This window comes from Pseudomonas sp. LS.1a, from assembly GCF_022533585.1.
GTDB lineage: Bacteria > Pseudomonadota > Gammaproteobacteria > Pseudomonadales > Pseudomonadaceae > Aquipseudomonas.
In genome coordinates this window covers 1,417,768-1,429,378 of record NZ_CP092827.1, presented here as the reverse complement: position 1 = coordinate 1,429,378, position 11,611 = coordinate 1,417,768, and the positions used below count along the sequence as shown (strand labels likewise).

General features: G+C 61.4%; 9 protein-coding genes. All 9 read right to left on the bottom strand.

The annotated features are described in order from the left end of the window. Window positions 1-387: 387 nt before the first annotated feature. The 9 genes from MKK04_RS06630 to serC all read right to left on the bottom strand — a co-directional run bounded on the left by MKK04_RS06630 (window position 388) and on the right by serC (window position 11,586). Complete coding sequence (locus MKK04_RS06630) at window positions 388-1,800, bottom strand: MBL fold metallo-hydrolase (RefSeq protein ID WP_241106363.1); 1,413 nt, start codon at window positions 1,798-1,800, stop codon at window positions 388-390. Window positions 1,801-1,902: 102 nt separating this feature from the next. Beyond that, window positions 1,903-2,166: a lipopolysaccharide assembly protein LapA domain-containing protein gene (locus MKK04_RS06625; protein WP_207829056.1), complete on the bottom strand. Its 264-nt coding sequence runs from the start codon at window positions 2,164-2,166 to the stop codon at window positions 1,903-1,905. 19 nt (window positions 2,167-2,185) lie between these two features. Next, window positions 2,186-2,485 carry an integration host factor subunit beta gene (ihfB, locus tag MKK04_RS06620; protein WP_013971456.1) on the bottom strand — a complete coding sequence of 100 codons (300 nt, stop codon included), beginning with the start codon at window positions 2,483-2,485 and terminating at the stop codon, window positions 2,186-2,188. Between the two features lie 874 nt (window positions 2,486-3,359). Beyond that, complete coding sequence (locus MKK04_RS06615; protein ID WP_241106362.1) at window positions 3,360-4,421, bottom strand: acyltransferase family protein; 1,062 nt, start codon at window positions 4,419-4,421, stop codon at window positions 3,360-3,362. Between the two features lie 82 nt (window positions 4,422-4,503). After that, window positions 4,504-6,180 carry a 30S ribosomal protein S1 gene (gene rpsA, locus MKK04_RS06610; protein ID WP_003252673.1) on the bottom strand — a complete coding sequence of 559 codons (1,677 nt, stop codon included), beginning with the start codon at window positions 6,178-6,180 and terminating at the stop codon, window positions 4,504-4,506. Between the two features lie 124 nt (window positions 6,181-6,304). Continuing rightward, a complete protein-coding gene (cmk, locus tag MKK04_RS06605; protein ID WP_063911621.1) occupies window positions 6,305-6,991 on the bottom strand; it encodes a (d)CMP kinase in 687 nt (228 codons plus the stop codon). Further along, window positions 6,988-9,195 carry a bifunctional prephenate dehydrogenase/3-phosphoshikimate 1-carboxyvinyltransferase gene (locus tag MKK04_RS06600; RefSeq protein ID WP_233687214.1) on the bottom strand — a complete coding sequence of 736 codons (2,208 nt, stop codon included), beginning with the start codon at window positions 9,193-9,195 and terminating at the stop codon, window positions 6,988-6,990. The genes cmk and MKK04_RS06600 overlap by 4 nt, the downstream gene beginning before the upstream one ends. 211 nt (window positions 9,196-9,406) lie before the next feature. Continuing rightward, complete coding sequence (gene pheA, locus MKK04_RS06595; protein ID WP_025338102.1) at window positions 9,407-10,501, bottom strand: prephenate dehydratase; 1,095 nt, start codon at window positions 10,499-10,501, stop codon at window positions 9,407-9,409. Further along, window positions 10,501-11,586, bottom strand: coding sequence for a 3-phosphoserine/phosphohydroxythreonine transaminase (serC, locus tag MKK04_RS06590; protein WP_233687210.1), 1,086 nt, complete (start codon window positions 11,584-11,586; stop codon window positions 10,501-10,503). Before serC ends, pheA begins: the two co-directional genes overlap by 1 nt. Window positions 11,587-11,611 lie beyond the last annotated feature (25 nt).

Genomic DNA, 11,611 nt, shown 5'->3' with positions numbered 1-11,611 from the left:
CGCCTTGGTAACTGACCTGCCGCCACTCCTGAAACCTCGGAATACCAGAAGACAAGCACCCACGACTATTGTCCACGTTACTTTCCGATGTTGGCGCATGTTATTGTAGTTATCCAGCCTTAGCCATCCTTTGGCCATCATTTAAAAATATGTAGCTTGCTATTGTTTGTCGCCTCCAATGCGAAGTCACGGCCATCAAGCTACTATCCTGCGCGGCCCGCTTCAACCCCTAGGCCGACATCCTGAATAAGTCAACCGTTTGCTTCGGTAAGTTCCTAAAAACGCTAAAAAAACTCTGCCATCCATCGGGTGGACCTACACAGCCTCAACAGTGCTGCGCTCGCAACAACGTGATTGGCCCCTTCCGAGGTTTAGCTGGCACACTCCTCATGGGATGGAGACTGTGACCGAACGCCCCTGCTGCCTGAATTTCGCCTCGATGGCCTTGCCCAGCGCCATCTTGGCATTGCTATCACCGTGCACCAGCACCACACGCCCGGATGGCCCCCGGCCTGGCGACGCAAAAGCCACGAGGCCCGTCTGATCCGCATGCCCAGAGTAACCCGGCAAGGTTACGACTTTTGCGCGTACCTCATACATCTGCCCATCCAGGTCGATCTGCACAAAGCCTTCCGCCCCTTCGCTAGCCTGTATCACCGCGCCCGGCGTGCCCTTGGCCTGGTAACCGACAAACATCACCTCGTGCCGTGGGTCCCCCAGCATGGCCTTGAGGTAATTGACAATACGCCCGCCCGAGCACATGCCATTGCCGGCAATGACGATCGCTGGCCGCCCGGTGCTCTTGAGATAATTGACCACTTGCTGGTGACGGGCATGGGTGTCCACGCTGATCAACTGACTGAAACCCAGCGGGTCGCGCCCTTCGGCAAAGCGTGCCCTGGCTTCGGCATTCCAGTAGTCGTGCAGCTCCCGGTACACACCGGTAATGCGCTGTGCCAGGGGGGAGTCAAGGATGATGGGCAGCTGCGACCAGTCGAGCGGGTCGCCATCGGGGGCCGGGCCGGCATTGTTCAGCAAGGCCTTGCGGTGAAGAATGCCTTCGAGCTCGTACAGCAGCTCCTGGGTCCGGCCGAGGCTGAAGGCCGGAATGAGGAGTGTCCCCTCATCGGCCAGGGCGCGGTCGATGGCCGCTTCCAGCCGTTGCTGACGGTCGCCTGCAGGCGGGTGCAGGCGGTCGCCGTAGGTGCTTTCCAACACGAGGACATCGGCCCGTTCCGGAGGCTGCACGGGGCGCAGCAAGGGGTTGCCACAAGCACCGAGGTCACCGGAGAACACGTAGCGGGTGTTGGCTTGTTCGTACTGCACGTCGCATTCGACATAGGCCGAACCCAGCAGATGGCCGGCGCGCTGCAGGCGAACGCGACAAGTGAGACCGGGGTGCTCGACCAGGGTGTGCCATTGCTCGAAAGGCAGGGGCACGATCAGGTCGCGGATGAATTCGAGGTACCTCGCCACATGGGCGGGCTGGCTACTGATGCTCAGCTTGTAAGCGTCTTCCAGCACCAGTGGCAGCAGCCGGGCAGACGGCTCGCTGCACAGGATGGGGCCACGATAGCCTGCCGCCAGCAGCGCCGGGATGCGACCAACGTGGTCGAGATGCACATGGGTGATGACCAGGGCCTGAATGCCCTGCACGTCGAAGCCCAGTGGCGCCGCCTCGGCGCCCTGCTCCAGGCCGCAGTCGATCAGCAGGCTGCTGGTCGGGCCGAGGTGCAGTTGATGGCAGGAGCCGGTAACGCCGCGGGTACCACCGTGATGGGAAAGGACGGGAAAATCCATGCTGCGCACACTCGCCTGGGCCGAAAATGAAGTGCGTTATTACTCCATGACAGCCGGCGCAGGCATAGGTGAGACTTTCCCAAATAGGTGTAGGAAATATCCTTAGTTACCGCTAAGAGCTGCCTGGCGGGCAGAAGCCCTGATCTTGCGCTTGCTGCGCAGTACGCCGTAGGCACCCAGCAGCGGCCCGACTGCCAGGCCAATGACCAGGGCGGCCAGCACCAGCACGGCGACCGGCATGGCCGGGGCTGCCCAACCGAACAGGACCAACGAGACGGTTTGCTGGTTCTCCAGCACGAAGAACAGCACCACAGCCGCCAACAGCAGCACGAACACCGCCGCCAGGGCGCGCTTGAGGTTACGCATCAGATTGCTCCTTGTGGAATCAGGTGTGGGCCTCATGCTCTTCTTCATTGACCCGGTCGCGCAACTCTTTGCCGGGTTTGAAGTGCGGCACGAACTTGCCTTCGAGGCTGACCGACTGGCCAGTCTTCGGGTTACGGCCTACGCGAGGGGCGCGATAGTGCAGCGAGAAGCTGCCAAAACCGCGGATTTCGATGCGATCACCAGTGGCAAGGCATTGTGACATCTGCTCAAGCATGGTCTTGATGGCCAACTCCACGTCCTTGGACGAGAGCAGCCCCTGATGGGTGACAATACGTTCGATCAGCTCCGACTTCGTCATATTTTTCCCTTCGTTATCAAGCAGCTAGATCATTGCTTAACCAGTTTGTAGCACGCTGGGAGGGATTTGAACAGGGCGGTTCTTGACTTAATAAAAAAATTCAAGATTGAAGTTTTACAGGAATGGTCTAGCTTGCGGCGCCTGGCAGGCCCGGCCTCTTCGCTGGCAAGCCAGCTCCCACAGGGATCGTGCAGGCTTTTGGGAAATCGGCCCTGGTTCGCTGCCCCTGCAAAGATGTTGCCTGCTTCGAAGCCAAGTACCGACCTGTTATCACCTGCCTTGAGGCCAGCGCAGCCCATGTGGGATCGACCCGCTCTTTGAACGGCAGATGACTCATTGCTGTAGTGGGGTTCTGTAGGAGCAGCCGGTGCTGACAAAGCCTTTCTATCGGTTGTACCGGCCTCTTCGCAGCACAAGGCTGCTCCTACAAGGAACGCGCCAGACGAGCGATATTTGTTCTCTGCGCGACAGCGCAGCCCGAAAGGGCTGGGCAATCTCCCTACAGAGATCGTGCAGGCCTTTGGAAATCGGCTTGGGTCGCTGGCCCGGCAGAGATGCTGCCTGCTTCGAAGTCAATTACCGACCGGTTGAGAGCAGACTTTTCGCGACACAGGGCCTCTTCACAAGGGGATCGTGCAAGTACTGGGAACATGGACAAGACCACTGCCCCCGCATGGACAGCCTGTGGGAGCAGGCGATGCGATGGATGGCACCGGCTAGGCCGGTGTTCGCGGGTGAACCCGCTCCCCACAGAGGGATCGCGCCGGTTTCCGGAGAATTGGCACAACGTTATCCCACTGAGGCAGCACATGTCTTGAACGCCACACCACCTTCTGGGTGAAAGTGGGCACGCCAGCTATTGGAGGCCAGACGCCTATGCCAATTGCTGCGAACCCGCTCGGGAAAAGCGTTTGCGCATCGCCAAGGCAGGCTTCTCTACCAGCCCCCACGACACATACCCCGCCAGCCAGGACGCCGGAACGGCAGCCAACATCAACCAGTAAGGCCCGACCCATGGCATCGCCCACGCCAACAATTGCTGGATCGGAAAAGCATACAGGTAGATGCCATACGAGTAATCCTCCACAAATGAGGGAAGCTTCAACTGCGGGCAATAAGCTACGTACAACGTGCCGTACATCGTCAGAACGGCAAATGCAAAAATCTCAAGGCGCCCACCCTTGGCCAAGATGAACAACGCAACGCAGACAAGCAACAGCCACCCGGTATAAGGGATCACCGCCCGGTACGAATAGAACACCGCCCCTGCCAGGAAGCACACCACCAGCTTGAACGGGTACTCCGCAAAGGCTGGATGCAGGGTATGCAACCCCAGTGCAATCACCAACGCGGCAAGCGTCAAACCTGTCATCGGCCACCGGCAAACCTTGGCCACGAGCACCAATAGCCACAGCACCACGTACATGCGCATTTCCAGTGGGATGGTCCACAGGCTGCCATTGACCGAAGCGCCATAGGGGCGCGGGGTAAAGCTCACCCCAGGCAAGAGGAACTGGGCATCCTTGAAAACCAGCAATGGGCTATAGACGTACCTGTAAACCTGGCGCTGGGAAAGATACTCACCAAGCGGCAGCGAGGTGATGACAGGCCCTAGCACAAAGGCCATGAGCAGCAGGCATACGAGCAAGCCAGGCAGGATCCGCAATGCGCGGGCCAGGTAGAAATCCCGGGCACTATTCTTTTCTCCACTGGCCGCGATCAGAAAACCGCTGACAATGAAAAATACTTCCACGCCCAGGCTATGAACGGGCACCGGCATGCCCAGCAGCAGGCCAGGGTCGGTGCAACTCAGGCACTCCAGATAGGAGAGCGCAAAGGAATGCCCCACCACTACGGCAGTTGCTGCCAGCAGCCTGATGATCAGGAAATTGTTATCGCGTCCGCGACCTTCCATGACGTCGCCAAAACTCAACATCGCACAATCCCCCGACATGGCCTTCTTTCAGCATAAAAAAAGGCGACCCGGAGGTCGCCTTTTTTTACCGATCAAACAGAACTCAGTTCTGCTTGGCCATTGCTTCGCGCAGCAGCGCAGCCATGGTGGTGTCGGCAGCCGCTTCCGGAGCGTTTTTCAGGCTCTGGATGGCTTCGCGCTCTTCAGCATCGTCCTTCGACTTGATGGACAGGCTGATAACGCGGGACTTGCGGTCAACGCTGATGATCTTGGCTTCGATCTCTTCGCCTTCCTTCAGGACGTTACGCGCGTCTTCAACGCGGTCACGGCTGATTTCGGAAGCTTTCAGAGTAGCTTCGATGTCGTCGGCCAGAGTGACGATGGCGCCTTTGGCGTCAACTTCTTTCACGATGCCCTTGACGATAGCGCCCTTGTCATTGACAGCAACGAAGTTGGAGAACGGATCGTCTTCCAGCTGCTTGATGCCCAGGGAGATGCGCTCGCGCTCTGGGTCGACCGACAGGATGACGGTTTCCAGCTCGTCGCCCTTCTTGAAACGACGTACGGCTTCTTCGCCGGTTTCGTTCCAGGAGATGTCGGACAGGTGAACCAGGCCGTCGATGCCGCCGTCCAGACCGATGAAGATACCGAAGTCGGTGATCGACTTGATGGTACCGGTGATCTTGTCACCCTTGTTGAACTGGCCGGAGAAGTCTTCCCATGGGTTGGACTTGCACTGCTTGATGCCCAGGGAGATACGACGACGCTCTTCGTCGATGTCCAGAACCATGACTTCCACTTCGTCGCCAACCTGAACGACTTTCGACGGGTGGATGTTCTTGTTGGTCCAGTCCATTTCGGAAACGTGTACCAGACCTTCAACGCCTTCTTCCAGCTCAGCGAAGCAGCCGTAGTCGGTCAGGTTGGTAACGCGAGCTTGTACGCGAGTACCTTCCGGGTAGCGGGCAGTGATAGCTACCCACGGATCTTCGCCCATCTGCTTCAGACCCAGCGAAACGCGGTTGCGCTCGCGGTCGAACTTCAGAACGCGTACGTCGACTTCGTCGCCAACGTTAACGATTTCCGATGGGTGCTTGATACGCTTCCAGGCCATGTCGGTGATGTGCAGCAGGCCGTCGATACCGCCCAGGTCCACGAAGGCGCCGTAGTCGGTGAGGTTCTTGACGATACCTTTGACTTGTTGGCCTTCCTGCAGGGTTTCCAGCAGGGCTTCGCGCTCGGCGCTGTTCTCGGCTTCCAGCACGCTGCGACGGGAAACGACAACGTTGTTGCGCTTCTGGTCCAGCTTGATGACCTTGAATTCCAGCTCTTTGCCTTCCAGGTGGGTGGTGTCGCGCACAGGGCGGACATCAACCAGGGAGCCCGGCAGGAACGCACGGATGCCGTTAACGTCGACAGTGAAGCCGCCCTTAACCTTACCGTTGATAACGCCCTTGACCACTTCTTCGGCGGCGAAAGCTGCTTCCAGAACAATCCAGCACTCGGCGCGCTTGGCTTTTTCACGGGACAGTTTGGTTTCGCCAAAGCCGTCTTCGACCGCGTCCAGCGCAACGTGAACTTCGTCACCGACCTTGATGGTCAGCTCGCCAGCTTCGTTGTAGAACTGCTCGAGCGGGATGACGCCCTCGGACTTCAGGCCAGCGTGTACGGTAACCCAGTCGCCGTCGATGTCGACAACGATACCGGTGATGATGGCACCCGGCTGAAGATTGAGGGTTTTCAGGCTTTCTTCAAAGAGTTCTGCAAAGCTTTCGCTCATTTTAATTCCTGTAGATTCGGGCGAAACAGACGCCCATCGCCACATTCCAGACAATGTGGGTTTGTTTTAAGTAAAGGAAAGCCGGCAGGACGTTGACTGGTGCCCCTGCCTGCTCTCCTGGCTATCAGAGAAGGTCGCGCAGCGCGATCTCGCTCCTGATACGTTGCAACACCTGCTCGATGGACAACTCGGTAGAGTCCAACTGAATGGCGTCAGCCGCTGGCTTCAGCGGGGCCACTGCACGTTGGGTGTCGCGCTCATCACGCGCACGAATCTCATCCAGCAGACTCGACAGACTAACATCTTCACCCTTGTCCTTCAACTGCAGGTAGCGGCGACGCGCGCGCTCCTCCGCGCTGGCGGTGAGGAAGACTTTCAACGGCGCGTCCGGGAACACCACGGTGCCCATGTCGCGGCCGTCGGCGATCAGGCCCGGAGCCTCGCGGAATTCGCGCTGACGCACCAGCAGTGCATCCCGCACGGCCGGCAGCGAGGCAACCATCGACGCACCGGCGCCGACGGTTTCGGTGCGGATGACGTTGCTGACGTCCTCACCCTCAAGGATGATTTGTTGCAGCTTACCGGGCTCGGCGGCGATGAACTGCACATCCAGATGGGCGGCAAGCTTGGTCAGCAACTCTTCGTTGGTCAGGTCGACACCGTGGTTGCTGGCGTTGAACGCCAGCAACCGGTACAGCGCGCCGGAGTCCAGCAGCTTCCAGCCCAGCTCGCGAGCCAGCAGCCCGGCGACCGTGCCCTTGCCCGAGCCGCTTGGCCCGTCGATGGTGATGACCGGCGCCAGGGCACTCACGACTTGCCCTCTTCCGCCACGCGGATGCCCACTTCGGCGCACAGTGCCAGGAAGTTGGGGAACGAGGTGGCGACGTTGGCGCAGTCATGGATGCGGATCGGCGCGCTGGCGCGCAGCGAGGCAACGCTGAAGGCCATGGCGATACGGTGGTCACCGTGGCCATGCACTTCGCCGCCGCCGAGCTGGCCGCCGTCGATGATGATGCCGTCCGGGGTCGGCTCGCACTTGATGCCCAGGGTGATCAGGCCGTCGGCCATGACCTGGATGCGGTCGGATTCCTTCACCCGCAGTTCTTCGGCACCACGCAGCACGGTACGCCCCTCGGCGCAGGCAGCGGCAACGAACAGCACCGGGAATTCGTCGATGGCCAGTGGCACCAGCTCTTCAGGGATATCGATACCTTTCAGCTTGGCACCGCGCACACGCAGGTCGGCCACTGGCTCGCCGCCGACTTCACGCTGGTTTTCCAGGGTGATGTCGCCGCCCATCAGGCGCAGGATGTCGATCACGCCGGTGCGGGTCGGGTTGATGCCAACGTGTTCCAGCACCAGCTCGGAGCCTTCGGCAATGGACGCTGCCACCAGGAAGAACGCTGCCGAGGAAATGTCGGCCGGCACTTCGATACGGGTGGCAGTGAGCTTGCCGCCGGACTGCAGCGAGGCTACCGGGCCGTTACTCTCGACGCTGTAGCCGAAGCCGCGCAGCATGCGCTCGGTGTGGTCACGGGTGGGTGCAGGCTCGGTGACGGTGGTTTTGCCTTCGGCGTACAGGCCGGCCAGCAGCAGGCAGGATTTGACCTGGGCACTGGCCATCGGCAGCGTGTAGGTCAGCGCCTTGAGCTTGTGGCCACCACGGATGGTCAGCGGCGGGCGGCCGTCCGGGCCGGTCTCGACCACGGCACCCATTTCGCGCAGCGGGTTGGCCACACGGTTCATCGGGCGCTTGGACAGCGAAGCGTCGCCGGTCATGGTCACGTCGAACGGCTGGCCGGCCAGCAGGCCCGACAGCAGACGCATCGAGGTACCCGAGTTGCCCACGTACAGCGGCCCGGGTGGCGGCTTGAGGCCGTGCAGGCCAACGCCGTGAATGGTCACGCGACCATGGTTGGGCCCTTCGATGACCACACCCATGTCACGGAATGCCTGCAGGGTCGCCAGCGCGTCCTCACCTTCGAGGAAGCCCTCGACCTCGGTGGTACCTTCGGCCAGCGAGCCGAGCATGATCGAGCGGTGGGAAATCGACTTGTCGCCCGGTACGCGGATTCGCCCGGACAGGCGGCCACCCGGTTGGGCCAGGAAAATCAGATCGTTGGCGTTCATAGCGTCCACATAGGCCCGTCGGGCCAGGATTTTACTGAAATGCTCGCGGGCAACGCGTGCGCGGGTGAATACACCCAGCAACTGGTGCCCGTCCCCTTCAGCGATCGCGTCGCGCAAAGCGTCGAGATCACTGCGATATGTATCAAGCGTGCGCAGGACAGCGTCGCGGTTGGCGAGGAAGATGTCGTGCCACATGGTCGGGTCGCTGCCGGCGATTCTCGTGAAATCGCGGAAGCCCCCCGCAGCGTACCGGAAGATCTCGAGGTTTTCATTGCGCTTGGCCAGTGAATCCACCAGGCCGAAGGCCAGCAGGTGCGGCAGGTGACTGGTGGCAGCCAGCACTTCGTCGTGGCGCTCGACCGACATGTGCTCCACATCGGCGTCCAGCGCGCGCCACAGGCGATCGACCAGGGCCAGGGCGGTCGGGTCGGTTTCGGCCAGCGGCGTGAGAATGACCTTGTGCCGGCGGAACAGGGCGGCATTGGAGGCCTCTACCCCGCTCTGCTCGGAGCCGGCGATGGGGTGGCCGGGGACGAAGCGCGGCAGGCGCTCTCCAAAGACGGCCCGCGCCTCACGCACGACGTTGCCCTTGGCGCTGCCGACGTCGGTGATGACGGCATCGCCAAGGTCGAGCGCGGCCAGGCGGGCCAGGACCTTCTCCATGGCCAGGATCGGCACGGCCAACTGGATGACATCGGCACCGACGCAGGCGGCGGCAAGGTCTTCTTCGCAGCGATCGACCACGCCCAAAGCCACGGCCTGCTTGCGCGAGGGGGCGTCCAGGTCGACACCGACCACTTCGCGGCACAGGCCGCTTTCACGCAGGCCCTTGGCGAACGAGCCACCGATCAGGCCGAGGCCGACCACGACCAGGCGGTTGATGATTGGCGCGGGTTTGGTTGTTACTGCTTTTACCACTGGTGCGAACCCTGTTCAGAAATCTAGACAGCCTGTGAGGGCCATTGGGGCCGTCTTGCAGCCCATCGCGACACAAGGCCGCTCCTACAGGGGCCAGTACAGTTTCGAGGTCTGCACAATACCTGTAGGAGCGGCCTTGTGTCGCGATGGGGCGCGAAGCGGCCCCAACCATCTCAAATCAAAGCACCGCCTTCGGATACGAACCCAGCACCTTCAGCGCCACAGCCTCCTGGCTGATCTGCTCGAGCACCGCCTTGATCAGCGGGTCGCGGTGGTGGCCGACGAAATCGATGAAGAACACGTAGGTCCACTTGCCGCTGCGCGACGGGCGGGTCTCGATGCGGGTCAGGTCGATGCCGTTCTGGTGGAACGGCACCAGCAGCTCGTGCAAGGCACCCGGCTTGTTGCTCATCGAAACGATGATCGAGGTTTTGTCGTCGCCGGTCGGCGGCACTTCCTGGCTGCCGATCATCAGGAAGCGCGTGGAGTTGTCCGGGCGGTCTTCGATCTTCTCGGCCAGGCGCGTCAAACCATACAGGTTGGCCGCCATATCGCCGGCGATCGCCGCCGAGTTCCACTCGCCCTTGACCCGCTTGGCTGCCTCGGCATTGCTCGACACAGCCACGCGTTCCACGTTCGGGTAGTGCGCATCCAGCCACTTGCGGCACTGGGCCAGCGACTGGGCATGGGAGTAGATGCGGGTGATGCTGTCGGTCTTGGTGTTCTCGCCCACCAGCAGGTGGTGGTGGATGCGCAGTTCGACCTCGCCGCAAATCACCATGTCGTGCTCGAGGAAGCTGTCCAGGGTGTGGCTGACCGCACCTTCGGTGGAGTTTTCCACCGGCACCACGCCGAAGTTGACGGCACCGGCCGCCACTTCGCGGAACACTTCGTCGATGGCCGCCATCGGCCGGCTGATTACCGCGTGGCCGAAGTGCTTCATGGCCGCAGCCTGGGTGAAGGTACCTTCAGGGCCGAGGTAGGCGATTTTCAGCGGCTCTTCCAGGGCCAGGCACGATGACATGATTTCGCGGAACAGCCGCGCCATCTCTTCGTTGTCCAACGGGCCCTTGTTGCGCTCCATAACGCGCTTGAGCACGGCAGCTTCACGCTCGGGGCGGTAGAACACCGGCTTTTCGCCCTCGGCCAGCGAGGCGGTCTTGACCTTGGCCACTTCCTGGGCGCAACGGGCGCGCTCGCTGATCAGCTCGAGGATCTTCTCGTCGAGGCTGTCGATGCGAACGCGCAGCGCCTTCAGTTCGTGCTCGGACATCAGCCGTGCTCCTTCTCGAATTCGGCCATGTAGGCCACCAGGGCTTCGACTGCGTCAAGGCCCAGGGCGTTGTAGATCGAGGCGCGCATGCCGCCTACCGAACGGTGGCCCTTGAGGTTGAGCAGGCCACGGGCATCGGCGCCGGCGAGGAAGGCCTTGTCCAGCCGCTCGTCAGCCAGGCGGAACGGCACGTTCATCCACGAACGGGCGTTGTGGCTGATCGGGTTAGTGTAGAACTCGCTGCTGTCGATGAAGCCGTACAGGCGGTCTTTCTTGGCGCGGTTGCGCTGCTCCATGGCATCGACGCCACCCTGCTCTTTCAGCCACTCGAACACCAGGCCCGAGAGGTACCAGGAGTAGGTGGCCGGGGTGTTGTACATCGAGCCGTTGTCGGCCGAGACCTTGTAGTCGAGCATGGTCGGGCAGCAGCTGCGGGCGTGGCCCAGCAGGTCTTCACGCACGATCACCACTACCAGGCCGCTCGGGCCGATGTTCTTCTGCGCGCCGGCGTAGATCAGGCCGTACTGCGATACGTCGATCGGGCGCGAGAGAATGTCGGAGGACATGTCGACCACCAGCGGCACGTCACCGGTTTCCGGCACCCAGTCGAACTGCAGGCCACCGATGGTCTCGTTGGACGCGTAATGCACGTAAGCGGCGTTCTTGGTCAGCTTCCACTCATTCTGGCCCGGGATGGCCAGGTAGTCGTAGGGCTTGGCGCTGGCGGCGACGTTGACGTTGCCAAAGCGGCGCGCTTCCTCGATGGCCTTTTTCGACCAGATGCCGGTCTCGATGTAGTCGGCGGTGCCGTTTTCCGGCAGCAGGTTCAGCGGGATTTCGGCGAACTGCTGGCTGGCGCCGCCCTGCAGGAACAGCACCTTGTAGTTGGAGGGGACGGAAAGCAGGTCACGCAGGTCCTGTTCGGCCTTTTCGGCGATGGCCACGTAATCGTCGCTGCGATGGCTCATTTCCATCACCGACAAGCCCTTGCCACGCCAATCCAGCATCTCGGCCTGGGCGCGCTGCAGAACAGCGTCAGGAAGCGCGGCAGGGCCCGCGCAGAAGTTAAAGGCTCGTTTGCTCACATCCACTCTCGCTCTGCCAAATAGA

Excerpts from the sequence above, each read along its gene's own strand:
- ihfB (WP_013971456.1), bottom strand. The coding sequence starts at position 2,485 with ATGACGAAGTCGGAGCTGATCGAACGTATTGTCACCCATCAGGGGCTG.
- MKK04_RS06630 (WP_241106363.1), bottom strand. The coding sequence starts at position 1,800 with ATGGATTTTCCCGTCCTTTCCCATCACGGTGGTACCCGCGGCGTTACC.
- MKK04_RS06625 (WP_207829056.1), bottom strand. The coding sequence starts at position 2,166 with ATGCGTAACCTCAAGCGCGCCCTGGCGGCGGTGTTCGTGCTGCTGTTG.
- MKK04_RS06615 (WP_241106362.1), bottom strand. The coding sequence starts at position 4,421 with ATGTTGAGTTTTGGCGACGTCATGGAAGGTCGCGGACGCGATAACAAT.
- pheA (WP_025338102.1), bottom strand. The coding sequence starts at position 10,501 with ATGTCCGAGCACGAACTGAAGGCGCTGCGCGTTCGCATCGACAGCCTC.
- rpsA (WP_003252673.1), bottom strand. The coding sequence starts at position 6,180 with ATGAGCGAAAGCTTTGCAGAACTCTTTGAAGAAAGCCTGAAAACCCTC.